This is a genomic window from Pseudoalteromonas sp. EB27 (assembly GCF_001974875.1).
In the GTDB taxonomy this organism is placed as follows: domain Bacteria; phylum Pseudomonadota; class Gammaproteobacteria; order Enterobacterales; family Alteromonadaceae; genus Pseudoalteromonas.
This window is the reverse complement of record NZ_MTQD01000012.1, coordinates 160,210-185,818: the sequence shown is the minus strand read 5'-3', so window position 1 is coordinate 185,818 and position 25,609 is coordinate 160,210. Positions and strand designations below refer to the sequence as shown.

Below are 25,609 nucleotides of genomic sequence, written 5' to 3'. Positions count from 1 at the left end.
CGCCAGCGTTCAATCTGAGCCATGATCAAACTCTTCAATTAAAAAGTTTTATGTCTTTCGACAGCTCAATGAATTCTGAATTTATTTTAATATCTTTCGATATTGAATTGACTGTGCCGAATAATTACCGAAATAACTATTCTGTTGGTCACTCAGTTTTCAATTGAGACTCTAATTTGTTTGCCTCGCTACCTAAGTAGCTTGGCTGTTAGAACTCAATCTGTACGAGTGCCCACACAGATGATTGCTTTATATTGTTAAAGAACGTTTTGAGTCGCTTTAGCGCCTCAAGGGATGCGAATAATACACCCTTTATTTTTCGAGTCAACACTTTGTTTTAAACTTTCTTTTTGGAAGATTTAAAACCGAAGTTTTATTTAACTCTCTGAGTTGTTCCTGCCTCGCTATGCGTTGGCGTTTCCCGTCTCAGTGGGGTCGCATTATAGGGAGCGGCGAATTTTACGCAAGCGTTATTTACACAAAATAGTAATTAAAATTAAGCCCCAAGCAAGCACACACGATAAGCACAAGTTACCCACAAAATGCTGTTGATAACTCTTACTTTTACATAGTTAAACATTGCTAAAGCTTTTAATTAAAACCCTAAAAATGCAAAAAGCACCTTATGTAGGTGCTTCTTAAAAGTAATAGGTATAAAAATCTAATATAAAATACTATATAACTTGCGACGATATTTTGCTGCGAGGGCATCACCATCGGGTAAAGAAGCAATAATGGCTAAAAAGCTTAGTTTTGCTTCATTGAAATTCAGATCTTTTTGCAGCACTGTAAATAGTATATCCAATGCTTCTTCTTTTCTGCCTGCTTCATTGAGTAAAATACTGAGCTCTTCTTTTAATTCTAGGTCATTTGGGTACTTTTCTACTTGTTGTTGCTTTTCTTTAATCTCTGGTGAGTCTTTTGCTTCAAGCGCAGCTTCGCATTTTGCTTTTATATTATTAAAGTAAGCATCTTGCTCTTGTGCATCTATAGTATTGATAAGCGCTTGTGCTTCATCTACCTTGTGAATTTGAATACATATGTCTGCAAGTACTAATTTGATGCGTGCATTACCGCTGTCTATTTCATAAGCTTGCTTTGCATAATTAAATGCAGCATTTAAATCTGACTTTAATAACGCCTGTTTTGCTTGCTCTAACAGTAAGTCTTGTTGCGCAGGTAAATGCTTTGCTAGGGCTTCGCGTATTTGTGCCTCACTTTGAACACCTGCAAGCAAATCTACTGGTGCAGAGTCTTTTAATAATACAAGCGTAGGCAGTGTTTGGAGACCAACTTGTTGCGCAAGTTGAGAAGCGAGTGCTTGCTCTGTATCGCAATCTAGGTTTGCTACTACTATATAGCTTGCATATTCAGCCGCTACTTTATCTAAAATTGCAGCTTGTCCGATGCAGTCAGGACTTTGAGGGGAGAAAAAGTTAAGCAACACCAATTTTTGCTGTGATGTTTCACCGAGTACTTGTTGAAGGTTTTGCGCATTAATACTAACTATGTTGCTCATTGAATTGATTGCCATATTCATCTATTTAGGTTTTTATATGGTGGTGAACATAATAATTACAAGTCATATACCTAAATCACTCGGTATACATATTCAACAATGAGGGAAAACATGAAATTAACTTACCTAAGTGCAGCACTTTTATTAGCAAGTCCATTTGTACAGGCAAATGGACTCGATTTGAATTTAGGCAAAACCATGCCAGCTATAGAAAAGTTTTACCTCGATTTACACCAATCGCCAGAGCTTTCTTATCACGAACAAGAAACAGGTAAAAAAATAGCGAATAAATTAACTCAGCTGGGTTTTAAAGTAACAAGTAATGTAGGTGGCTTTGGTGTTGTCGGCATTTACAAAAACGGAAACGGTCCAACCGTGATGATCCGTACTGACACCGATGGTTTACCTATTATAGAGCAGACAGGAAAGTCCTATGCCTCAAAAGTTAAAGTAATAGACGAGCATGGTGCGAAAGTAGGTGTAATGCACGGTTGTGGCCACGATATTCATATGAGCTCTTTTATTGGTACTGCTGAGCAATTAATAGTACACAAAGCTCAATGGAAAGGCACTTTGATGATGGTTGCACAGCCTGCCGAAGAAGTTGGTGGGGGTGCTAAAGCTATGTTAAATGAAGGGCTATTTAGTAAATATGAAAAACCTGATCATATAATTGCTTTGCATGTAAGTGCTAGCGTCCCCGCTGGTAAGGTATCAATGAAAAATGAATACACTATGGCAAGTGTAGATTCTGTTGATATTACAATAAAAGGTAAAGGTGGTCATGGTGCTTATCCGCATACAACTATAGACCCTGTGATTATAGCTGCACGCACAGTACTTGCTCTGCAAACAATCACAAGCCGAGAACTTTCACCGCTTGAGCCTTCTGTTATTACAGTGGGGTCTATTCATGGTGGCTCAAAACATAATGTGATTTCGGATGAAGTAAAACTACAACTTACTCTCAGAAGCTATAACCCAAATGTTAGAAATGCTCAAATAGCAGCAATAAAACGAATCACGGCAGGTATTGCACAAAGCTCTGGATTGGATGAATCAAACTACCCTGTAGTATATGTACATGAAGATGAATCTATTCCATCTACTTATAATAACCCTGCACAGACAGATATTGTTAGACACTCTATTGCCAGCGCAATTGGTGATACTAATGTGCTTGAAACACAAGCTGTAATGGCGGGTGAAGATTTTGGCCTATACGGACGCACCGATGAAAATATCCCTATTACCTTATTTTGGCTAGGAGGCGTAAACCAAGCACAATATGCAGATTCGATAAAAACAGGTGAAGTACTCCCTTCCCTACACTCTAGTAAATTTGCACCAGATTACAAAGTTGCCATTCCTACCGGAATAAAAGCAATGAGTAACGCTGCTGTTGGTTTATTTAATAAGTAACCTAAATTCTGGATAATAAATCTATCTCAAGCAGCTATTTTCAGCGCTAACTGCGTTGAACTATTTGCAATAGGCCAGTCAGGTTAAGTAATACCAATTCAACATTAAGCAATATCGTTTAATAAAATAGCTCTGTAGTTAACTAGCAACAGAGCTTTTTTTATAACTCGACTTTTTAAAGGTCGCTTTTCCACCTCGTTTAGCAAAACGTTTTTTAGGTGAGGTTTTTGGCAACCTTGCAAATGCATTGTTATCACAGTTTGCTGCTAATTGTACAAACCCATTTAGATCAGCCAGTAACGGTTGCAAAAATTGCTGATAACTCATTACTTGCTGCGCAATATCACCTAAACTCGATTCCCACTTTGCGGTTAAATCAGGACTCGCTAAACCTTGCGGTAATACGCTAATAAGTGCAAGCCCTGTTTCGGTCGCTCTAATTGACTTACCTTCACGCTTTAAAAAACGCCGTTTAAATAGCAACTCAATTATTCCCGCACGTGTTGCCTCCGTACCTAAACCATCTGTGTCTTTTAATACTTTTTTAATTTGTGGATCTTTAACGTAACGGCTAATGCCCGTCATCGCAGCCAATAATGTAGCATCGGTAAAATAAGCAGGGGGTGATGTATGCTTTTCGACTACTTCGCCTTGCTCACAAAAAAGAGACATACCTTTTGTTAAAGGAGGTAACGTAGCTTCATCTTTTAATTCAGACTTACCCATTAATACCTTAAAGCCTAAGCTTACATCTTGTTTTGCATTTGCTTTAAATAATCCGCCAGCAATTGTTATCTCTGCTTTAGTTTCGTTATATATATAGTCGGGATAAAACTGAATTAAGTAATGACGGCTTATTAATTGATATACCTTCGCTTCGTCACCGCTCAAACTCGCTGACTTTAACTGTTTAGCTGTTGGCACAATGGCATGATGCGCAGCCACTTTTGAATCGTTAAAACATTTACTACGCTTTTTTAAATCAGCCCCATTTACTAATTCACTACTTTGACCACCATTAGCAATTATTGCCTTAAAAATAGCGGATGCTTCTTGATGGTGATCTTTGGGTAAATAACGATTATCTGAACGCGGGTAAGTTATTAATTTATGTCGTTCATAAAGTATTTGGCAAATATCTAACACTTTTTGAGCAGGCATGCCAAATGCTTTAGCTGCATCTATTTGCAGAGCAGATAAATTATAAGGTAATGGAGCACTTTGCTTTTTTTGTTTTTGCTCAAGTGCCGTAAGCTCAGCATTTTGCTTTGTAATACGTGATGCAACATTTTCTGCAAGTGCTTTATTAAGTATTCGCCCTTCTTCATCTTGGTGTGGCTCACATGCTTTACTAGGGATCCACTTAGCAGCGAAAGGTTGATTATCTGGAGTAAGCAAATGCGCTAATACATCATAAAAAGGCTTAGACACAAAGTGTGCTATTTCGTTATCTCTATTAACAACAAGACCTAGAATAGGGGTTTGTACTCGCCCTACCGAAAGTACATTACCAAACCCTGCTTTTTGCCCTGCTAACGTATATGCACGCGTTAAATTCATACCAAATAGCCAATCAGCACGGGAGCGCGCTAAAGCAGATACACTTAACGGAATAAAATCTCGATTAGAACGCATAGTACCCAGTGATTTTTTTACTGCGGACAAATTTAAATCACTAATGAGTAAACGTTGCGTACTCTGCTTTTTAGCCTGACTTATTTTGGCTTCTTCTATTACTTGATCGACTAGTAGCTGGCCTTCACGGTCTGGATCGCCAGCGTGAATAAGTTGCGAGGCCTGTTTAATTAATTTTTTTAAAACAGTGAGCTGTTTGCGAGTTTTGGTTTTGGCTTTTAACTTCCACTGTTCAGGTATTATAGGTAAGTGTTCAAACTGCCATTTTTTAAAGCGCTCATCATAGTCATCGGGTTCTGCTTGTTCTAGCAAATGCCCAATACACCACGATACACAATCGCCATTAGCGACTTCTATATAACCATCATGTTTTTTATGTGGTTTTGGTAAGGCATCAGCAATTGCTCTGCCTAGTGATGGTTTTTCTGCAATGTAGAGTTTCATGGGAGTCGCTCACTCACTGTTTATATAAACAGTAGTTTAGCATAGCTATTTTGAAGGTGGGGAGTTTTCTATTTTTGACCTTACACTACCTTGCTTAGTGAAAAGGATAATTAAAGGTAAATAGCATACAACCACCGTGGCAATATTGATAAATGGCATTAGGGTCTGATAAATAACGGTACTGTAAGCTAAATCCCACAAATGGCGATCAACTAATCGGAATAGTTGTAATATAGGTGCGCCAATAACAACTAGTTGCCCAATAACACATTGCCATAAATAAACTTTATCCTTTATACCCCAGTAAGCTATAAGTGCCATCCAAATAATATCTGTGATCGCCCAAACTAAATAACGATAAATATAAATGTCATCAAACGCTCGTAGGCTTGAAGCAGTTAGGTTACCAAAGAGGAAAAAAGCTGCGGTAAGTAATACAAATCGAAAGGCTAGGCGATCTTTAAATACAAAAAATATAAAAATAGCCGGACTTAGCATTAAAACCCAGCTTTTGCTTAAAATACTAACAATATATAAAAACCATTCAGGCAAAATACTCTGCCCTATTTTGTTTTTTTATCGTCATCAGTACCATCACCATTACCCGGCATGTCGCAATATTTATTGATTATTTTCACAGGCACTCCATTACATATGTTAAGGAAATGTACTGTAAGCTAAAATGATGAAATTGCCAAGATACTTAAGGCAATTAAGTACCTTAAATCAAAACAAACATAGTGAAATATAACACAAGCAATAACTTAGCGCACATCAATAGGAGCAGACTCTTTAGCCTTACCTTGCAGGATTGATATTTCTACTCGACGGTTTCTTCGGCGATCTTCATTTGAATCGTTTGGAACAAGTGGACGAGTATCAGCGCGCCCTACTACCATCATCCGATTTTTATCAAACCCTTGCACTGTTTGCAGTTCGCTTGCTACTGCTACAGCACGCTTTGACGATAAATCCCAATTATTAATATATAGCTCATTCGATACCTGAAAATCGTCGGTATGGCCAGATACAGTAATTTCGCCAGGTACATCTTTTAACAGCACACCAATATCTTGAATAATAGGTTTAAACTTTGGTTGTAAAAATGCACTACCCGAAGGAAATGAACCATTCTCTCTAATACGAATAATTATTTGCTGCCCTAAAGACTCAAGCTCAATTGCGCCATCGATTATTTGCTTTTCAAGCTGCTGCGCTATTTTTTTAACAAGCTCGTTAGTTTGTTCCTGCTCGGCAGCTGAAGTTGCTTGCTCTGACGATTGTTCTTGCGATGTGCTACGAGATTCCCCCCCTCGTTTATCTCCTCGCTGCTCTTGCCTACCACCAGCGGAGCTTTCATCACCTGCTTGAAATTCAAGCATTTGCTGGGTCATTTCTACAGTTTGTTGCTGAATGGTTTCTATTGGGGTTGGTTCTGGTTTGCCTGGGGTAAACTCCATGGCAATAACAGATGTGCCTTTGGGGATATCTTTTACTTCAATTTTATTCTGTACACCAAAAGCAAACTTCATTGAGCCTGCTATTTGTTTAAATTTAAGTACATCCATTTCTGAAAACGCAAGCAAGAGTACAAAGAAGCACATTAATAATGACATTAAATCGGCAAAAGTTCCCATCCATGCAGGTAAGCCTGGTGGTGGACATTTGCACTCTTGATCAGACATAGTTACTCCTCGGTATCTACTTTGCGCTTAGATTCAGCTAAGTAATTTTTCAAAATACCTTCGATTACTTTTGGATTTTGACCATCTTGAATACCTAAAATAGCATCTAAAATTAAACGTTGATTCATAGCTTCTTCGTCTTTACGCAGTTCAAGTTTTACCTGAATTGGGATTGCTACAACATTAGCTAAAAACGCGCCATATAAAGTTGTTAATAGTGCTACCGCCATTGCCGGGCCAATTGCTTTTGGGTCATCCATGTTAGATAACATTGCAACTAAGCCGATTAGGGTGCCAATCATTCCCATTGCTGGTGCTATATCGGCTAATGACTTAAATAAACCTGCGCCCATTTCATGGCGAGTCGTGGTTAGAGAAATATCTTTTTGAAGTGTAGCGCGAACTACATCTGCATCATGTCCGTCAACAAGCATGTCGACGCCTTTGCGCATAAATGGATTTGGGATTTCAGCTTCTTCGAGTGCTAAAAAGCCTCCTTTACGAGCTGAATCAGCAAGCTCTACAGCTTTTTCAATAAGTTCTTCTGGCGTTTCAATTTTAAACATAAACGCTTTAGCAACAACTTTACCTATCCCCAAAAATTGCGACATGGTGAAGTTTGATAAAACAATAAAGAGCGAACCACCAAATACAATTACACTTGAAGGGGCATCGGCAAACATAGCCATTTCGCCGCTACTACTCATAAACATAGACATGACAATTAAGCCAATTGCGCCTAGGATCCCAATTATGGTTGCTAAATCCACATTTCCTCCAGAAGTTTCATGCTTAATGGCCTTATCATAAACTTTTATTATTAACTGCTTATCGGCAACATATTGAATTGCTTAAGCCATTTTTATAAATAAACATAAAAAGCAGCCTTTAGCACTATCTTAGATCAAGTTATAGAGGCTACCTAATTATCAATTGATTTATTAAATCAACAGACCGCTATTAAGGCTTTATTAATGCACTTGAAATATAATTTAACGTGATAAAGGTAAAAAACCAATATCATCCTTTGACCTAGTTTAGCATTCCCCCTAAAATTGACCCCTAAATTTATTATGTAAGCTGAAATAAAGATGGCGACTAAAAAACCTGAAAACTTAAGTTTCGAACAAGCACTAGAAGAATTATCTACAATCGTTAGTGACATGGAACAAGGTGACTTATCGCTTGAGCAATCGTTAAAGCAATTTGAGCGTGGAATTGCATTAGCAAGTGCTTCATCAGGGAAATTACAGCAAGCAGAGCAAAAAGTATCAATTTTGATGGGGAATGGCGAAAAGTCAGTACTTACAAATTTTGATAGTGATATGGAATAGCTGTGAGCATAAAAAATCATATTGAACGTGCTCAAAAAGATGTAGTAGCAACTTTACAACTGCATTTTAAACAGCCTCTCGATACAGAAGAAACTGTAAAGAACGCCACCCAGTATGGATTATTTAATGGGGGTAAAAGATTACGTCCATTTTTAGTTTATGCCACAGGTAAAATGCTAGGCGCAAACCAACAAGACTTAAACGTACTTGCTGCTGCAATTGAGTGCATTCATAGCTATTCGTTAGTTCATGACGACTTACCTGCAATGGACGATGACGATTTACGTCGCGGACGCCCTACTTGCCACATAGAATTTGGCGAGGCAAACGCAATTTTAGCCGGTGATGCTCTACAAACTCTTGCCTTTGAGCTTATCGCAAATCACAAATTTGAATGCTCATCACAAACACAAGTAAAAATGATTGCACAATTAGCCCAAGCATCAGGTCTACAAGGTATGGTTGGCGGACAAGGCCTCGATATAGCTGCAACGGATAAAGTAATTACCGTACAAGAGCTTGAGCGAATACATAAACTAAAAACCGGGGCTCTAATTAATTGCGCAATTACACTTGGTGCACTGTGCAGTGAAAAGGCAGATCAACAAACCTTAGAAAATTTAAGTGTTTTTGGGTATGCTATAGGGCTAGCATTTCAAGTACACGACGACATTTTAGATGTTGAAGGCGATACGGTTACTTTAGGTAAGCCGCAAGGCTCCGATATTGCCGCGAATAAAGCGACATATCCGGCGTTATTAGGTATGCTAGGCGCTAAAGTAAAGGCGCAGAATTTAATACAACAAGCCCATGAAGCGTTGGCAAATATAGATGCTGACACAACACTTCTTGCGTCGCTAGCAAATTATCTAATTGAGCGTGACCACTAATTTTTGCTCATACGTATTGCAATTAGCACTGACATTATTACCCAACATTAATTATTCGTAATAGCTTTGAATCAAATTAATGTTAGCGAAGGATATAAATAAAACCATGACACTTGATAGTAGCAAGTATCCATTACTTAATTTGGTTGACGAGCCAGCCCAATTGCGCGACTTAGCGCAAGACAAACTCCCTGCATTTAGCAATGAGCTGCGCGATTATTTACTCAACTCAGTATCGCAAAGTAGCGGTCATCTAGCTTCTGGTTTAGGGACGGTTGAACTAACCGTTGCGCTGCATTATGTTTATAACACTCCAGATGATCGCCTAGTTTGGGATGTGGGTCATCAAGCTTATCCGCATAAAATCCTTACTGGTCGTCGCGACCAAATGCACACTATTCGCCAAAAAGACGGTTTGCACCCTTTTCCTTTTCGTGATGAAAGCCAATACGATACGTTTAGCGTAGGCCATTCGAGCACCTCTATTTCAGCTGCTTTAGGTATGTCTATTGCCGCACAAAAAGAAGGTAAAGGTCGAAAGTCTGTAGCCATTATTGGTGACGGAGCTATAACCGCAGGCATGGCATTTGAAGCAATGAATCATTTAGGTGATGTAAAATCAGACATGCTTATTATTTTAAATGATAACGAAATGTCGATTTCTGAAAATGTTGGCGCATTAACAAATCACTTTGCTCGAATTTTATCAGGTAGCTTTTATACAAACATTCGTGAAGGTAGTAAAAAGTTACTCTCAGGTGTGCCTCCGGTAAAGCAACTTGCCAGTAAAATGGAAGAGCACATTAAAGGTATGATGATCCCGGGTACCTTCTTTGAAGAATTAGGCCTAAATTACATTGGCCCCATTGATGGCCACGATGTAAACATGCTTGTAGATACATTACGTAATATGCGTAATTTAAAAGGTCCACAGCTTTTACATATAAAAACGCAAAAAGGTAAGGGTTACAAACCGGCTGAAGCCGATCCAATTGGCTACCATGGTGTACCAAAATTCGATCCGAGCACAACTAGCCTGCCTAAATCTAAACCTAGTGCTGCTACTTTTTCAAAAGTATTCGGCGATTGGTTATGCGATATGGCCGAACAAGACAGCAAGTTAATGGCTATCACGCCTGCAATGCGTGAAGGTTCAGGCATGGTACGTTTTTCTAAAGAGTTTCCAGAGCAATATTTTGATGTGGCCATTGCAGAGCAGCATGCTGTTACTTTAGCTGCTGGTTTTGCCTGTGAAGGTTTAAAACCTGTTGTTGCTATTTACTCAAGCTTTTTACAACGTGCGTATGACCAATTAATACATGATGTTGCACTGCAAAACTTACCTGTATTATTTGCCATTGACCGCGCAGGTATTGTTGGAGCCGATGGTGAAACTCATCAAGGTGCGTACGATTTAAGCTTTATGCGCTGCATTCCAAATATGATAATTATGGCACCAAGCGATACCAACGAATGCCGCCAAATGCTATACACCGGTTATAAAGCAAACTGCCCTGTTGCAGTTCGTTACCCTCGAGGTAGTGCAGGTACTGCAGACATTGAAAGCACTATGCAACTGCTTGAAATAGGTAAGGCGGATACAATTAAGAAAGGCAGTAAAATTGCCATTTTATCGTTCGGTACATTACTTGAAAATGCACAGCTTGCTGCAGATGAATTAGATGCAACGCTTGTTAATATGCGTTTTATTAAACCACTTGATACTGCACTTTTAAATGAGCTTGCAACTAACCACGATGTAATTGTTACGCTTGAAGATAATGCTATTACTGGCGGTGCCGGCTCTGCAGTTAACGAATTTTTAGCAACGCTAAAAGCTAATATTAATATCCTTAACTTAGGTATTCCTGATGAGTTTATTAAACACGGCACCCAAGATGAAATGCACAATGAAATGGGATTAGGCGAGCAAGGTATTTTAAGTTCAATTAAGTCGTTTATCGCTTAAGTTATTTACTTAGTTTAATAAAAAGGAGCCGATTGGCTCCTTTTTTGTTTTTATTATTACTTTTTTGCATCCAGTTTAAATTTCGATCCGTTGTTACTATGAGGTTAACATGTAAATAATCAGTGCCGCTTAGTCTACGCCTTATAAGCAAGCGCGTTATTTACCTAAATTTGATGGAATATTTAAAAGGTAAAAATGATGAATAAAGCTAATTTAACAACTCATTCAGCACAAAAAAATACATTTAAACACACGCTTAGTTTTTCAGCTTTAACACTTGCAGTATTAATTGGTATTACAGGCTGTAGCTCAGACGACGGAGAAAATGGCGTAGATGGTGTTGCAGGCACTGATGGGCAAAACGGGTCCGACGGTACAAATGGAAACCCTGGTTTTGCAGCAGCCACATTTATTTTGGCAAACAACGGCGAAGCTAATGCAGGCACCATCGACTTAATTAACCAAAATGCCTCTAAACTAAAAACTTTTAATACAACAGCTAATGAAGGTGTCGCATTTGATAGCCTAGGTAATTTATTACAAGCAAGCGACAGCGAAAGTGGCAGTATTAAAACCATTTGTCAGTTTGCAAACCGTTCTGACGGTGCAACCTTTACAGCAAATACAGATCGTGAAATAACAGGTACAAATACTACGCTAGTAAATCCTAAAGGGATTGCTATAGCACAAAAAAGTGGCCTTATTTTTATTGCTGACTTTGGCGCTATGCAAGTAACGACTTTTGGCGCTACAGCCGCGGGGGATGCAATGCCTTTAGGAACAACCATTACAGAAGCTGCACCGTGGGACGTTGATTACGATGAATCAAACGACCGCCTTTATGTCGCACTTACTAATGGCGATGTAGCCGTTTACGATAATTTTGTTGGTGGTGAATTTGCTGCAATGCCAAGCCGCACTATTACTCCGAGTAATAATGATGGCGTGCAAATTTCTGTGAATATTCACGGTATTGTTTATGACTCAAATACTAATAAACTTGTTTTATCTGATGTAGGGAGTGCATCTGACGCTACCGACGGTTCACTGTTTGTTATAAATAATGCTTCTGCTGCTGATGGTGCTGTGAGCGTTGCACGCAGTATCGCAGGTCCAGCTACAATGCTTGGTAACCCAGTAGACATTAGCCTTGAAGGAAGCGACTTACGTGTAGCTGAAAAATCGAATGATGCTGTACTTATTTTTAGTAATATTTTTGCTGGTGAAAGCGGTGATATTACTCCCGATTTAGTCACCTCAACAATAAAGCCTGAGTCAATTACTAAACTGGGTATGCAAAATGAAATGGCTGACATTTCAGATAGTGATAAAGTTAACATGGCGCTTCTAGGTGTTGCTGTAAGCAGTAATCCGGGTACTCCTGGTGAAACAACAGGTCACATTAGCCGCTTAAGCTCACAACTGACTACAACACTTGGCAGCTATAATGCGAGTCAAACTATCGAAAGTGTTGCATTTGATAAAGCAGGAAATAGCTATGCAACCTTTGATAACAGTACAACCTCTATTGGCGGAATTGTTATTTCAAATAAAGTCGCAATAAACAGAGATGGGCAAACATATAGCACTAGCCAAGATAGTCTTATTAACGGTGTTAATACCGGTCTTATATCTCCTAAAGGTCTTGATGTAGCTTCTGATAGTGGCATGATTTTAGTTGCAGAGAACAATGCAGATACTCCAAGTATTTCGATATTTTCAACTTGTACCACAGGAGATGCAAGCCCATTAATGACGCTTACTTTTGCAAATGATGCTCGTCCTTGGGACGTAGATTACGATGCAACAACTGATCGTGCTTTTGTTGCTTTGACAAATGGAACCGTTGCTGTATTTGACGAAGTTAAAAACAAGCTAATGGCAGGCACTACTAATATTGCTACAGAAGACAGATTAATCACTCCTGCAAATGCAGGTACTGCAGTAGAAGCGCCAAGCAACATACACGGCATAGACTACGACTCGCTAAGTGGCTCGTTAATACTCTCTGATGTTGGTAGCGCTGCAGTTGCTGATGATGGGAAGATATACGTGCTGAATAATGTAGCTACGGCATCTGGGCTAGTAAATATAAGCACGACTATTAGCGGTCCAAATACTCTTTTAGGAAACCCTGTTGATATTATGTATAGCGGTTCTGATTTATATGTAGCTGAAAAGTCTAACAATGTGGTTATGCGTTTTAATAATATTTTAAGTAGTGTAGGCGGTGATATTAGTGCCGATGCAAGCGCAGCATTTACAGCACCAGAATCGGTTGCAGTATTACCAGCTTGGCTTAACAAATAGAGTTAACCTCACCATGCCTGACCAATAACATTGGTCGGGCATTATCGCATCCACACCTTTATGTCTGCCAAGCCGTTACTTTGTAAAATACCCAATTGTTGATCAACATTAGAGTTTTGTTCAAACTCAAATGCATCAAGCTGATCATCAAACGTAATGTTTGCAACACCATCACCACCGCGTTTTTTTACTTGGTGCAGTGAAATATCCGCTAGGTTAATAGATGTCTCCCAACTAATTACCTGCCCACCTAGAAGTGGTAACGGATAGAATGACCATCCAATTGAAGCTGTAATATTAGTTGTTTTTCCATTTGGTAATTGGAATGAATTAGCCGCGATTACTTTACAAAGATCCGCTGCGTAGCTGTCTATTTTATTGCATTTGAAGTCACGTAATAATAGTAAAAACTCATCACCACTCCAACGCGCCACATAGTCAGAGCCCTGCGTACGTGAATTTAATAATGCAGCCATTTGTTGTAAGCAGCTATCACCAGCAATTGGGCCGTAGGCATCGTTAATACGACTGAAGTTATCAAAGTTAATAATTACCAGCACCAGTGACTTGCCTTGTGCCTGCAGCGATTGTGAATTACGTTGAAAGTGTTCAATATCTTTAGGGAGTTGATCAAACAAAAAGCGACGACTACGAAGCCCTGTTAGCTCATCTGAGTGACTAACTAATTTAAGCTGTGAATTCACTTGGCCTAATTTATCATTAGCTTGACGAAGCTCTAAAGTACGCTCGGTGATCAAGCCTTCCAATGCTTCTTGTTTTCTGCGCTCTTGCGCTCTAAACACCCAAAAAATGAGATAAAAAAGTAAAATAAAGCCACTAGTAATTAAAAGCCTAAAGTAAATGGTTTCATCAAAGCGCTCAGGCACTACAAAACCGTATTCTACTTCTTGTGCTTTAGCCCAGTCTTCACCCTGGCGTTTTGCTTCTAATTGAAACAAAAACGAACCTGGAGGTAAGTTAGTATAAATAGCTTCACGTCGAGTATTAGCATAGCGCCAGTCACTATCTAAGCCACTTAGTTTATATCTAAATTCAATACTGTTTGGTGCATAGTAATCAATAGCAGTGTAAGTAAGCGTTATATCACGTTCGTCTGTCTCTAATGATGGTTTTTTACCAAGTGCAGCGGTGGTTAAATGACGAAGTGGTGTTGTTATTGTTTCAATTGTTGGCTTTAATGCCAGCACGCCAAATAGCTCTACATTTTTAGGGATTTCAACAACACCTTGTAAGCTTGGATACCAAATAGAATTGCCAGTGTCAGCTACTGCATCATGCCCTAGTCCACTACAACATTGATTCGCTTTACCATCGAGTTGGCGGTCAAAAGATGAAATTACTTCTTCAACTTTTAAGCTTTTTATCTCTGTTTTAAATTGCGCTACAGGCATTCTGTAAACACCTTTCATGGTGCTTACCCAAACATGTTTTAACTTTTCATCATATTCTAGGCTGAATATAGAGCCATACGGTAAACCGTTAGCTGCATCGAGTTGGCGCCACTGCCCTTGTGTACTTCTGTAAAAAAGCCCATCGTTAAGAGAGCCAATTAAAATACCCACGCCATCTATATGTAGCACGCTAGTTACGTATGCACTTTCAAGCGTTGTTTGGTCACCAATTTTTTCAATGCCACGGTCTGTAAAGTAATATGCGCCTTTACTAGTACCAATCACACCAAAATTTGTTTTATCCAATACGTAGGTAATAAACTTACTACCTAAAAAAGCGTTATATGCAAAAGGTGTTAAACCAGCATAATTTAATCGGTATAAACCACGTCCTGTACCAATCCAAAAACCGCCTTTACTAGAGCGACTTATTGCAAATACCGGGTTATCGCGAAGCGCTCGACCAGGCACGGTATAGAGTGTCTTGTTTTCAAAAACAAATAAGCCGCGCCCCGTGGCTATATATAATCGCTCACCGTCAAATTGGAGATCGTGTACTGACGCGTATCCATATTTACTACTTGGAACTAAATTAATAAAACTTTTATCTAAATCGAAATAACCAATGCCACTTTTGTTAGCAACCCACAGTTTTCCATCGGGAGCTTGGCTAATAGCCATAACAGATTCGGTCATATTTGAAACTGCTGAATGCCTTTCTACTCGCCCTTCGTGGGCAAGCCATAAGCCTTCACTAAAACTTGCTAACCAAACGTTATTTTTATCATCTCTAAAAATATCAGCAAACCATATGCTTTGATCAAGTTGGCTTGGCTCTACCCATTGCCACTCACCAGTTTTATCTCTGAACAATAACCGCCCGTAAGTTGAGACCCACAACCCACCATCGGTATCACTCATAAACTTATAAACGGCTGAGTTATTTGCATTAGGTAAAGGAAAAGGTCTTAGTTCGTCATCTAAATCTAAAAAGTATGCACCTAGCTCAGAGGCTATATACAAATTACCATTTAAGAATGATAAATCGTGCACTATGGTTTGCGCTAAGCGCTCTGGTAACGATATTTTAGCGGTAAGTTCTAAACGTAGTTTAGAAAAATCAGATGAATTTTTTGTAAGGCGTAATAAATGACGATCGTTAACCAGCCAAATACCTTCAGGAGAGAGTGCCATTTGGCTAACAGAGCCAACAATTTGGGTAATTACGGTAGCATTTACAATAGGTAGGGGTCCATTTACTTGAGTGCGTAAATCAACTTGCCCTCTATCTACATAGTACAAACCATTGGCTGCAATCCATATGCTGCCTTTAGAGTCCTCAAGAATATCTCTTACTGGACCTTTAATATTAAACTCTTGCGCTGCAAATGTGGCTGGATTAATAACTACTAAACCACTTTTAGTACCCACCCACAACAAACCACTTGAATCGACTAAAAGTTTATTAATACCATTACTAGGCAAGAATGGGCTATTCTGCGTATTGTAGTTTGTAAATGTTGTACCATCAAAACGACTTAAGCCAAACTGAGTACCAAGCCACATATAGCCTTGCTGGTCTTGTACTACGCTTTTAAGCGATTGCGAAGGTAAACCATCTTTTATATTCCATTGCTTAACTACGTAATCAGTAATTGAAGCCCAACTTGGTGTCGCGCACAACATCAGTACACAAACCAGTAAAAATCGCATCATATTGCTGCCACCTAGTTAAACAAATAAAATATAAAAAATTAAAAGGGTAGTAAACCCACTTTTATTAACGCCTGTAAGCATATAAGTGAAAAAATGCCCGCAAGTATATCGTCGGCCATAATACCTAAACCACCATGTACTCGCTTGTCTAGCATACGGATTGGGCCCGGTTTAGCTATATCAAAAAAGCGAAATAACAAAAAACCGACGAGTAATGTTTGCCAGCTAAGTGCTGCGCCAATCATTGTAATGTAATAACCCGCCACTTCATCCCATACAATAGCAGGATGGTCATGTACGCCTAAATCATCAGCTGTTTTACCACACGCCCATATACCAAATATACTGATCACTACAGCAAATACAATTTGCAGCCATAGTGGATAATACATAGTCATAAAAATAAATGGCAGTGCAGCAAATGTACCAAATGTACCAGGGGCTTTAGGGGCTAACCCAGTACCAAAGCCCAGACCAAAAAACTGATGTGGACGCTTTAAATTAAACTTTCGGTTTTTGTTCAAACCAGCTCCTTTGCAAAATGCTCAAAACCTTGCTGCTTAAAATCAAACTTTTCACCGTTGTGTAAAAGCTCAATTTGGCCATCGCCACTTTTTATTTGGCCTATGCATGTTGCATCTACACCATACTGACGCAGCTTTATATCTAACATACTTTTATTACTATCAGGTACAGTAAAAATTAATTCGTAATCATCACCGTAACTGAGAATAAATGGAAGCTGCTGATTAAAATCAAGGCTTGCTTGCATTGCATCTGAGGTCGGAATGCTTTCAATGTTCACCACAGCGTTTACTTGCGACATATCTAGTATATGACTTAGATCTGCGATTAAACCGTCCGACACATCAATAGCGGATGATGCAAGGCCTCGTAACACCTGCCCTGCAGCAACTCGTGGTGTTGGAAAGTCAAAGCGTTTATTTAAGTACTTTAAATGCTCTGGCTCAATATTTATACCTTGCTTGCGAGATTCAATTGCAAGTCCAGCATCACCTAGCGGGCCCGTAACATAAATCCAATCACCTACTTTTGCACCACTACGGCGAAGTGCAGTACCTTCTGGAACAGTCCCTTTAGCACAAATAGTAATAGTTAATGGACCTTGTGTGGTATCGCCACCTATAATTTGCACATTAAAGTATTCTGCAATTTCATGCATGCCTTCAGTAAATTCTTCAATCCACTGTGGGTCAATACTTGGCAAAGTTAACGCAACTGAAACCCATGTTGGCTCAGCGCCCATTGCCGCTAAGTCACTTAAGTTAACAGCAAGCGCTCTGTGACCTAATGCTCGAGGGGAGATATCATCGAAAAAGTGTACGCCAGCAACAAGAGTGTCTGTTGTAACGGCAAGTTGGCAGTTTTGTGGAACGGTTACTAAAGCGCAATCATCCCCTATACCTAGGTTTACATCACGACGGGTGATCCCGCGACCTTTAAAGTAGCGGTTAATTAATTCAAATTCCTTCATACACAAAAAAGCCGGCCTATGCCGGCTCCCCTCTTTAACGGTTACTTACTTGCGTAAATGCTTAACAGCTTTATCAAGTACACCGTTTACAAATTTATGGCTATCTTCAGCGCCAAATATTTTGGCCAGCTCAATACCTTCGTTGATAGCAACCTTGTAAGGTACATCGTCACGGAACTTAAGTTCATAGCTGCTTAAACGTAAAATTGCGCGCTCAACCATATCTAAGTCATTAAACGGACGTGTTAAATGTGGCGATACAGCTTCGTCTAGTTGCTTGTAATTTACAGCAACCCCTGTCGCTAAATCTTTAAAGTATTCAACATCTATTTTAGTAACGTCTGTTTCGATCAACATTTGTTGTTCGATATCGGCAATTAGATTGCCACTTATTTGCCAAGAATAAACGGCTTGGAGTGCTAAGATACGTGCTTTACGTCTTGCTGCTGGTTTCACAAAAATTCCTTAAACTTAAATTTTATCTAACACATTAACCATTTCAAGCGCGCCTAAAGCAGCTTCGCCGCCTTTGTTGCCCATTTTGGTGCCAGCACGCTCAATTGCTTGTTCAATGCTTTCTGTGGTTAATACGCCAAATGCAACCGGGATATCATACTCAAGTGATACTTGCGCAAGACCTTTGTTTGATTCGCCAGCAACTAGGTCAAAGTGTGGTGTCCCACCTCTGATCACTACGCCTAATGCGATGATTGCATCATACTCTTTTTTTGCTGCAACGCGTTTAGCCGCTAAAGGTAATTCTACCGCGCCTGGTACATAAATAACGGTAATGTCGTCATCAGATACGCCACCAGTGCGTTTTAGCTCATCAACAGCACCCGCAAGGAGACTGCTACCAATAAAGTCATTAAAACGAGAAATGACAATGGCAAACTTCTTGCCTGGAGCGTACTTATTACCTTCAATAATTTTCATTTGATAACCCTAAAAATAAGTTCAAGCGGTTGCGATTGCGCAAAAATTGCTGCGCATCATACCATAAAAATAAAATAATAGACTAGTTAAAAGCAGAGCGCTTATTGCGGCTCAACGTAATCAACAACTTCTAAATGAAAGCCCGAAAGTGCATGGTACTTTTTAGGCCGACTCATTAATCGCATTTGTTTAATTCCAAGATCTGCAAGTATTTGCGAGCCTACGCCAACAGTACGCGATGTACCTTTAAATTTACGTGGCGTAACGCTTTCGCCAGCATCAGCTGCTGCGAATGCTTTTACAGTCGCCTCTAATTCTTCAGTGCTTTCTTGTTTACCTAAAATAACTAAAGCACCTTTATTTTTAGCAATATAAGCCATTGCTTCTGAAAGGCCCCAACTACGGTCAGCACTTCTATCTGAAAGTAGAATATCGTTAAAAGTACTTTGCAAATGTACACGTACATTTGTCGGTTCTTGCTCTTTTATATCGCCTTTAAGCAAAACGTAATGTAATTGGCCGTCAATTGTGTCTTTGTAAGTAACTAAATCAAATTCACCGTGAATAGTTGGTAACTTACATTTTGCAACTTGCTCAATTGTCGTTTCGTTTAAGTTACGGTATTCGATTAAATCAGCAATAGTACCAATTTTAATACCGTGCTCTTTCGCAAAAACTTCTAAATCAGGGCGTCGTGCCATGGTGCCATCGGCATTAAGTATTTCAACAATAACAGATGATGCTTCAAGTCCAGCTAAACGCGCTAAATCACAACCTGCTTCAGTGTGTCCTGCACGAGTTAACACGCCACCAGGTTGTGCCATAATAGGAAAAATATGACCAGGCTGAACAATATCACTTGGGACTGCGCCTTTAGCTATAGCCGCTTGTACTGTACGCGCTCTATCTGCAGCTGAAATACCGGTTGTAACACCTTTTGATGCTTCTATCGACATTGTAAAGTTAGTCGAAAATGCAGCACCATTGTTTTTAACCATTAACGGTAAATCAAGTTGCTCGCAACGCTCTTGCGTCATGGTTAAACATATTAAACCCCGGCCATGAGTGGCCATAAAGTTAATCGCTTCTGCGCTAATATGCTCAGCAGCTATTATTAAATCGCCTTCATTTTCTCTATCTTCATCATCCATTAAAATAACCATTTTACCGGCTTTAATATCGTCGATGATTTCTTGCGCGCTGTGTAAATTCATAAATTTGCTCGTGTAAGTTGTCAGTTTCGTTATTTAATAAAACCCGCTTTAGCGAGTAAGCTCATCGAAATGTCAGAGCCCGTTGGTTGCTCTGCACCTTTTATAAGGCGCTCTAAATAACGTGCAATTTGATCGACTTCTAAATTAACTTGGGTACCTACTTTAAAATGAGCAATTGTGGTTTGCTCACTCGTGTGTGGGACAATTGTTAATTTGAATTTATTGCCCTCTACAGCGTTTACTGTCAGGCTTATACCATCAATACATACCGAACCTTTGTACGGAATGTATTTCATTAAACTTTCTTCGGTTGTAAGCCAATATTCTGTTGCTCGAGCGTTTGCTGTAATGCTTGTAATAGTTGCTATGCCATCAACATGGCCAGACACTAAATGACCGCCCAAACGCGATACAGGTTGCATGGCTTTTTCAATATTCACCGTTTGCCCTAAAGCATAGTGAGCAAAACCGGTTAAACCAATCGTCTCGTTAGATAAATCAGCACTAAAACCGTCAATATGTTTATCAACTACGGTTAAGCAAACGCCATTGGTTGCAATGCTGTCACCTAGCTTTACGTCTTCCATATCAAGATCAGCACTTTGGATACGAATGGCTAAGTCGCCTTGTTTTTTTTGTAATAAAGCAATTTTGCCTGTGGCTTCTATTATCCCAGTAAACATAGCGCTACTCTTTTTTATTAAGTGATTTTAATGAGTTTTTAACGCGGTGATACGTAAATCGTCACCAATGCGCGCACATTCATTAAATGTTAAATCAACGGTGTTTTGCATACTCGTCAATTCAGGAAAATTAACTAAACATTTTGCATCATGGCCCATTAATTTAGGCGCCAAATAAAAAACAAACTCGTCAACTAAATCAAGCTCTGTCATTTTACCAGCAAGTGTTGCCCCAGCTTCAAGCCAAACATTATTAAAGTCTAGTTGCCCAAGCTTTTCTAAAACAGCCTGTAAATCAACTTTGCCATTGCTTTCACTTACTTCAATATGTTTTACAAAATGCGGCCATTGCAATGATTTATCAACCTTAGTCGTAAATATTATTACATCACTTTGGATTTTAAATAAAGCAAGGTTGGGCGTTAAACGGTTTTGAGAGTCAATTATAACACGCACGGGCTGGCGAAGCGGTAAATTGGTAGGTAGCGTGCAAGGCAACTCGCTTAGTCGCACATTAAGTTTAGCATCGTCTACTAACACGGTGTCGGCACCAGTTAAAATAGCGCAACTTTTCGCTCGGTATAATTGTACGTCTTGGCGAGCAGCTGGACTTGTGATCCACTTACTTTGTCCATTTTTAAGCGCTGTTTTACCATCTATACTTGCTGCCATTTTACAGGTCACATAAGGTAAGCCTTGCTCCATTCGCTTAAAAAAGCCAACGTTAAGTGCGCGTGCTTGTGATTCAAGTAATCCGTAAGCAACTTCAATACCGGCATCGCTCAGTATTTTAAGGCCTTTGCCCGCAACTTGTGGGTTTGTATCAACCATAGCGGCAATTACTTTTACAACGCCCGCCTTTTTTAAGCCTTCAGCACACGGTGGCGTACGCCCATAATGACTACAAGGTTCAAGCGTTACATAAGCCGTTGCACCTTGTGCATTTTTTCCAGCGACAGCCAGTGCATTTACTTCTGCATGGCCTTGACCTGCTAATTGATGAAAACCCTCGCCAATTATTTGATTATTTTTAACTAATACACAGCCAACATTAGGGTTAGGCGTGGTAGTAAACCGGCCTTTTTTGGCAAGCTCTATGGCGCGTGCCATATACATTTCGTCATTTTCGGTAAAAGTAGTTTGGCTTTGCATTGTTATACCAATTGCGTTAAATAAGTGTTCTATTATAGCGCTAAGAAAATAGCGTAATAACAAGGCGAAAATTATGACATATAGTTATTCTATATAAATAATTTTTAACGCAGTGAGTGCGCTATTTAATGCGATAGAATGATCATGTTTTAATAAAATTGGTATTACTCCCCTAAGCGGGCAATCTCTTCGCCAAATTCGCGTATATCTTCAAACGAGCGATAAACAGAGGCAAATCTTACGTACGCTACTTTATCGAGCTTTTTGAGGGCTTCCATAATACATTCACCCACCAAATGGCTTGAAATTTCTCGCTCACCCGTTGCGCGTAGTTGCGATTTTATTATATTCACGACTTCATCTACTTGCTCTGTGCTCACTGGGCGCTTTTCGAGTGCGCGATTTAAGCCATTTAATAATTTATCTTCGTTAAATGGTTCACGGCTGCCGTCTTGTTTAATAACACGAGGCATAACCAGTTCAGCGCCTTCAAATGTAGTAAAGCGCTCGTGGCAGTCGTTACACTCACGACGCCTGCGAACTTGATGGCCTCCGCCAACAAGGCGTGAGTCAATAACTTTAGTATCTTTTGCGGTACAAAATGGACAATGCATAGCTCGGTACTTCCGTTTTAAAACAAAAAAGACCGCTAAATAGCGGTCTTTTATCTTAGCAAAAAAATAGGGCCTGTTGACCTTTCAGGATTAAATTTGTTCTATCTAGGGGCGATTTAATCGCGGCGCGAGGTTTGTAACCTAGTGGGCTAAGTAAAAACCGAGCAACAAAGAGTAAATCGCCCCTAGGACGAACCCGAGGGCAGTGCATGTTTGGCATTTATGCTGCGTTATCGCCTATTTGTGTGGAGTAACCACACTACATAGACTCTGCCTTGCCTAAAAACCAAACATACTACTGCAAATTAAACCTCGAAAGATAAACAGGCCCTTAGCCTATGTGCTCTCAATTACTGCTGCTTATGCAATTAAGCGTAAACAGGTAATTTTGCACAAATTGCTTTAACTTTTTCTTTAACTTGCGCCTGTACAGATTCATCAGTGATGTTATCTAGTACGTCACAAATCCAGCCAGCAAGCTCTTTTGATTCTGCTTCTTTAAAACCACGGCGAGTAATTGCAGGAGAACCAATACGCAAACCAGATGTTACAAACGGTGAACGTGGATCGTTTGGCACTGAGTTTTTATTAACGGTGATATTAGCGTTACCTAGAGCAGCGTCTGCATCTTTACCAGTAATATCTTTGTCGATTAAATCGAGTAGAAATAAGTGGTTTTCAGTTTTGTCAGATACGATTTTGTAGCCACGTTCTTGCATAACTGCGACCATTGCTTTTGCGTTTTTAACAACTTGTGTTTGGTATACTTTAAACTCTGGTTGAAGTGCTTCTTTAAATGCCACTGCTTTTGCTGCAATAACATGACATAAAGGACCGCCTTGGCCACCAGGGAAAACAGCGCTGTTAAGCTTTTTGTAGATTGCTTCGTCGCCACATGCAGAAATAATCAAACCACCACGAGGGCCTGCAAGTGTTTTATGCGTAGTTGTAGTTACAACGTGTGCATGAGGAACTGGGCTTGGGTAAACGCCTGCCGCAATTAAACCCGCAACGTGAGCCATATCAACAAACAGATAAGCACCGATTTTGTCAGCAATTTCACGGAATTTAGCCCAATCAACAATACCTGAGTACGCTGAGAAACCACCAATGATCATTTTTGGTTTGTGCTCAAGTGCTAGTGCTTCAACTTGTGCGTAATCAATTTCGCCCGTAGCTTCATCTAGTCCGTATTGGATTGCATTGTAAAGCTTACCAGAAAAACTTACGTGAGAACCGTGAGTTAAGTGACCACCATGAGCTAAGCTCATACCTAGTACAGTATCGCCAGCATCTAGTAATGCTAGAAAAACAGCTGCATTTGCTTGCGAACCAGCATGTGGCTGCACGTTAGCGTAGTCAGAACCAAATAATTCGTTAGCACGGTCAATTGCTAATTGCTCAACAACATCTACATGCTCACAACCGCCATAATAACGTTTACCAGGGTAACCTTCTGCGTATTTGTTTGTAAGCTGTGAACCCTGCGCTTCTAGTACGCGTGGGCTACAGTAGTTTTCTGAAGCGATTAGTTCGATATGCTCTTCTTGGCGAGCAGTTTCTTTGGTTATCGCGTCAAATAACTCTGGATCAAAATCCGAAATATTCATGCTACGTTCTAACATTGGGGTCTCCTAGGGCAACGTGTATGGTGTTTTTTAGAGGCTTTATTGTACGCTTTAAACGACTCTTTGCCTACGCTCTTAAGTTGAGGATATTTAAACAGGGATTGAAACTATTTCACAGCCCTTTTAAGATGATATTTTTTTATAAAGCCATAATAATTTTAAATGAATTATATTTACTACATTTAATTAGTAAATATAACTAAATGTATTCATCCGTTTAAAGTTATAAAAAAGCGGCTCAAGCCGCTTTTTCTTGTAATTTAACTTAGCCTAGTTTATCGAGTATTTCGGTACGTAACGCGTCGTAATCGGCGTTCATATCGCTTGCTAGGCATGGTTTTGCTAGTGCATCAGCAAGTGGTTTTGGCATACCTAATTCAATATTTAGAATACCCTCTACGCTTTCTTTAAACTTAGCAGGATGAGCGGTCGCTAAAAAGATACCCGCGGCACCAGGTGCACGACTTTCAACAAGACCTTGGTAAGCAATAGCAGTATGAGGCTCTGCAATATAGCCAGTTTGTTGAATTTTTTTCATCACGGCTTGCGTGTCTTCCTCGTTTACGCTTGTTGAATAAAAATTATCGTAGCTAAACCAGTTATTATCTAACATTGTTTGTACACGCGGCCAATTGTTTGGCTTACTTACATCCATCGCATTTGAAAGCGACTCAAGGGTTGCATTTGGCGTCCAGTTTTTATCAAGCATAAAGCGCGGAACAGTATCATTTTGGTTGGTTGTTGCACTCAATTTATCGACAGGTAAGCCAATAACCGCACCAATCATTGCAGCACATACATTACCAAAGTTACCACTAGGCACTGATATATGCGCTGTTGCGCGTTTTTCTTTCGGTAACTGTGCAATGGCTTCAAAGTAGTAACAAACCTGAGCAACTAAACGGCTAATATTAATTGAGTTAGCTGAGTTAAGCCCAAGTGTTGATTTAACTTCTTCATCTAAAAAGGCATTTTTAACTAGCTCTTGGCAATCATCAAAGCTGCCCTCAACTGCATAACAATGAATATTGTTACCTAGCGTAGTAAATAGCTTTTGCTGAGCAAGTGAAATTTTGCCTTTAGGGTATAAAATTACTACGTCGATATTTGGTTTATTGTAAAAAGCATGCGCTACAGCTGCACCGGTATCGCCCGATGTTGCTGTTAAAATAGTTACTTTTTCATCTTTATTAAACTGCGTTAAACACTCTGCCATAAAGCGACCACCAAAGTCTTTAAACGCAAGTGTAGGACCATGAAACAGCTCTAAACAGTATGTGTTATCTTGTACTTCCACCAGCTTAACGGGAAAGTTAAATGCATTTTTAACCATTTGTGCCACAGTATCGCTTGGTAGCTCATCTCCAATTAGGTGAGATAATATTTTGCCGCTGCGCGTAACAAAGTCCATATCAAGCAATGCATCAACATCGGACAGTGGGGCTAGTGATTCTGGAAAAAATACACCTTGGTTACGACCCAAACCTGTTTTTACGGCTTCAACGAACGACACTTTTTGTGAGCTATCTTTTAAATTATGTAATTGCATGA

The 25,609-nt window shown here is 39.6% G+C and carries 21 protein-coding genes; 5 read left to right on the top strand and 16 right to left on the bottom strand.

Features of this window, described 5'->3' with window-relative positions; all coding sequences use genetic code 11:
• Positions 1 to 661: 661 nt before the first annotated feature.
• Positions 662 to 1,519, bottom strand: a complete 858-nt coding sequence (locus BW142_RS14705) for a tetratricopeptide repeat protein (RefSeq protein ID WP_024599840.1) — start codon at positions 1,517 to 1,519, stop codon at positions 662 to 664.
• A 111-nt stretch (positions 1,520 to 1,630) separates the two neighbouring features.
• On the opposite strand from BW142_RS14705, the gene BW142_RS14700 reads away from it, so the two are divergent.
• Positions 1,631 to 2,941, top strand: a complete 1,311-nt coding sequence (locus tag BW142_RS14700) for an amidohydrolase (protein ID WP_076925325.1) — start codon at positions 1,631 to 1,633, stop codon at positions 2,939 to 2,941.
• A gap of 138 nt (positions 2,942 to 3,079) precedes the next feature.
• Here the strand turns inward: BW142_RS14700 and BW142_RS14695 are convergent, their stop codons facing one another.
• From BW142_RS14695 to pomA, 4 genes are all read right to left on the bottom strand, one after another.
• A complete protein-coding gene (locus tag BW142_RS14695; protein ID WP_076925324.1) occupies positions 3,080 to 5,020 on the bottom strand; it encodes a DNA topoisomerase III in 1,941 nt (646 codons plus the stop codon).
• A gap of 45 nt (positions 5,021 to 5,065) precedes the next feature.
• Positions 5,066 to 5,572 (bottom strand): hypothetical protein, encoded by a 507-nt coding sequence (locus tag BW142_RS14690; protein WP_024599855.1) that lies wholly within the window; start codon positions 5,570 to 5,572, stop codon positions 5,066 to 5,068.
• A gap of 212 nt (positions 5,573 to 5,784) precedes the next feature.
• Positions 5,785 to 6,705, bottom strand: coding sequence for a flagellar motor protein MotB (locus BW142_RS14685; protein ID WP_076925323.1), 921 nt, complete (start codon positions 6,703 to 6,705; stop codon positions 5,785 to 5,787).
• Positions 6,706 to 6,707: 2 nt separating this feature from the next.
• Positions 6,708 to 7,475 carry a flagellar motor protein PomA gene (gene pomA, locus BW142_RS14680; protein ID WP_024597197.1) on the bottom strand — a complete coding sequence of 256 codons (768 nt, stop codon included), beginning with the start codon at positions 7,473 to 7,475 and terminating at the stop codon, positions 6,708 to 6,710.
• A 321-nt stretch (positions 7,476 to 7,796) separates the two neighbouring features.
• Here pomA and BW142_RS14675 point away from each other — a divergent pair, with 321 nt between their 5' ends.
• From BW142_RS14675 to BW142_RS14660, 4 genes are all read left to right on the top strand, one after another.
• Complete coding sequence (locus BW142_RS14675; RefSeq protein WP_024599856.1) at positions 7,797 to 8,039, top strand: exodeoxyribonuclease VII small subunit; 243 nt, start codon at positions 7,797 to 7,799, stop codon at positions 8,037 to 8,039.
• 2 nt (positions 8,040 to 8,041) lie between these two features.
• Positions 8,042 to 8,929 (top strand): (2E,6E)-farnesyl diphosphate synthase, encoded by an 888-nt coding sequence (gene ispA, locus BW142_RS14670; RefSeq protein WP_024599857.1) that lies wholly within the window; start codon positions 8,042 to 8,044, stop codon positions 8,927 to 8,929.
• A gap of 106 nt (positions 8,930 to 9,035) precedes the next feature.
• Entirely contained in the window at positions 9,036 to 10,898 is a 1,863-nt protein-coding gene (gene dxs / locus BW142_RS14665; RefSeq protein ID WP_076925322.1) for a 1-deoxy-D-xylulose-5-phosphate synthase, read from the top strand.
• 198 nt (positions 10,899 to 11,096) lie between these two features.
• On the top strand, positions 11,097 to 13,208 hold the full coding sequence (locus BW142_RS14660) for a hypothetical protein (RefSeq protein ID WP_076925321.1): 2,112 nt from the start codon (positions 11,097 to 11,099) through the stop codon (positions 13,206 to 13,208).
• Positions 13,209 to 13,249: 41 nt separating this feature from the next.
• Here the strand turns inward: BW142_RS14660 and BW142_RS14655 are convergent, their stop codons facing one another.
• The 11 genes from BW142_RS14655 to thrC form a co-directional block, all read right to left on the bottom strand.
• Positions 13,250 to 16,336, bottom strand: coding sequence for a ligand-binding sensor domain-containing diguanylate cyclase (locus tag BW142_RS14655; protein ID WP_024599859.1), 3,087 nt, complete (start codon positions 16,334 to 16,336; stop codon positions 13,250 to 13,252).
• Between the two features lie 38 nt (positions 16,337 to 16,374).
• A complete protein-coding gene (locus tag BW142_RS14650; RefSeq protein WP_024599860.1) occupies positions 16,375 to 16,860 on the bottom strand; it encodes a phosphatidylglycerophosphatase A in 486 nt (161 codons plus the stop codon).
• Positions 16,857 to 17,831: a thiamine-phosphate kinase gene (gene thiL / locus BW142_RS14645; protein WP_024599861.1), complete on the bottom strand. Its 975-nt coding sequence runs from the start codon at positions 17,829 to 17,831 to the stop codon at positions 16,857 to 16,859. Before thiL ends, BW142_RS14650 begins: the two co-directional genes overlap by 4 nt.
• 45 nt (positions 17,832 to 17,876) lie before the next feature.
• Positions 17,877 to 18,287, bottom strand: a complete 411-nt coding sequence (gene nusB, locus BW142_RS14640) for a transcription antitermination factor NusB (protein WP_024599862.1) — start codon at positions 18,285 to 18,287, stop codon at positions 17,877 to 17,879.
• A 15-nt stretch (positions 18,288 to 18,302) separates the two neighbouring features.
• Positions 18,303 to 18,767 (bottom strand): 6,7-dimethyl-8-ribityllumazine synthase, encoded by a 465-nt coding sequence (gene ribE / locus BW142_RS14635; RefSeq protein WP_002961753.1) that lies wholly within the window; start codon positions 18,765 to 18,767, stop codon positions 18,303 to 18,305.
• Between the two features lie 101 nt (positions 18,768 to 18,868).
• Entirely contained in the window at positions 18,869 to 19,981 is a 1,113-nt protein-coding gene (gene ribBA / locus BW142_RS14630) for a bifunctional 3,4-dihydroxy-2-butanone-4-phosphate synthase/GTP cyclohydrolase II (RefSeq protein WP_076925320.1), read from the bottom strand.
• 29 nt (positions 19,982 to 20,010) lie between these two features.
• The gene (locus BW142_RS14625; protein ID WP_076925319.1) at positions 20,011 to 20,664 is read right to left on the bottom strand and encodes a riboflavin synthase; all 654 of its coding nucleotides are present in this window, start codon (positions 20,662 to 20,664) and stop codon (positions 20,011 to 20,013) included.
• Positions 20,665 to 20,691: 27 nt separating this feature from the next.
• Positions 20,692 to 21,816: a bifunctional diaminohydroxyphosphoribosylaminopyrimidine deaminase/5-amino-6-(5-phosphoribosylamino)uracil reductase RibD gene (ribD, locus tag BW142_RS14620; protein WP_076925318.1), complete on the bottom strand. Its 1,125-nt coding sequence runs from the start codon at positions 21,814 to 21,816 to the stop codon at positions 20,692 to 20,694.
• Positions 21,817 to 21,980: 164 nt separating this feature from the next.
• A complete protein-coding gene (nrdR, locus tag BW142_RS14615) occupies positions 21,981 to 22,430 on the bottom strand; it encodes a transcriptional regulator NrdR (protein WP_002961761.1) in 450 nt (149 codons plus the stop codon).
• Positions 22,431 to 22,798: 368 nt separating this feature from the next.
• Entirely contained in the window at positions 22,799 to 24,055 is a 1,257-nt protein-coding gene (gene glyA / locus BW142_RS14610; RefSeq protein WP_024599866.1) for a serine hydroxymethyltransferase, read from the bottom strand.
• 268 nt (positions 24,056 to 24,323) lie between these two features.
• On the bottom strand, positions 24,324 to 25,607 hold the full coding sequence (gene thrC, locus BW142_RS14605) for a threonine synthase (protein WP_076925317.1): 1,284 nt from the start codon (positions 25,605 to 25,607) through the stop codon (positions 24,324 to 24,326).
• Positions 25,608 to 25,609: the final 2 nt, after the last annotated feature.

Bases quoted from the DNA above. Each gene is read 5' to 3' on its own strand.
- BW142_RS14705 (WP_024599840.1), bottom strand. From the start codon at position 1,519: ATGAGCAACATAGTTAGTATTAATGCGCAAAACCTTCAACAAGTACTC.
- BW142_RS14700 (WP_076925325.1), top strand. From the start codon at position 1,631: ATGAAATTAACTTACCTAAGTGCAGCACTTTTATTAGCAAGTCCATTT.
- BW142_RS14695 (WP_076925324.1), bottom strand. From the start codon at position 5,020: ATGAAACTCTACATTGCAGAAAAACCATCACTAGGCAGAGCAATTGCT.
- BW142_RS14685 (WP_076925323.1), bottom strand. From the start codon at position 6,705: ATGTCTGATCAAGAGTGCAAATGTCCACCACCAGGCTTACCTGCATGG.
- BW142_RS14675 (WP_024599856.1), top strand. From the start codon at position 7,797: ATGGCGACTAAAAAACCTGAAAACTTAAGTTTCGAACAAGCACTAGAA.
- dxs (WP_076925322.1), top strand. From the start codon at position 9,036: ATGACACTTGATAGTAGCAAGTATCCATTACTTAATTTGGTTGACGAG.
- BW142_RS14660 (WP_076925321.1), top strand. From the start codon at position 11,097: ATGAATAAAGCTAATTTAACAACTCATTCAGCACAAAAAAATACATTT.
- BW142_RS14655 (WP_024599859.1), bottom strand. From the start codon at position 16,336: ATGATGCGATTTTTACTGGTTTGTGTACTGATGTTGTGCGCGACACCA.
- thiL (WP_024599861.1), bottom strand. From the start codon at position 17,831: ATGAAGGAATTTGAATTAATTAACCGCTACTTTAAAGGTCGCGGGATC.
- ribE (WP_002961753.1), bottom strand. From the start codon at position 18,767: ATGAAAATTATTGAAGGTAATAAGTACGCTCCAGGCAAGAAGTTTGCC.
- ribBA (WP_076925320.1), bottom strand. From the start codon at position 19,981: ATGAATTTACACAGCGCGCAAGAAATCATCGACGATATTAAAGCCGGT.
- BW142_RS14625 (WP_076925319.1), bottom strand. From the start codon at position 20,664: ATGTTTACTGGGATAATAGAAGCCACAGGCAAAATTGCTTTATTACAA.
- ribD (WP_076925318.1), bottom strand. From the start codon at position 21,816: ATGCAAAGCCAAACTACTTTTACCGAAAATGACGAAATGTATATGGCA.
- nrdR (WP_002961761.1), bottom strand. From the start codon at position 22,430: ATGCATTGTCCATTTTGTACCGCAAAAGATACTAAAGTTATTGACTCA.
- glyA (WP_024599866.1), bottom strand. From the start codon at position 24,055: ATGTTAGAACGTAGCATGAATATTTCGGATTTTGATCCAGAGTTATTT.
- thrC (WP_076925317.1), bottom strand. From the start codon at position 25,607: ATGCAATTACATAATTTAAAAGATAGCTCACAAAAAGTGTCGTTCGTT.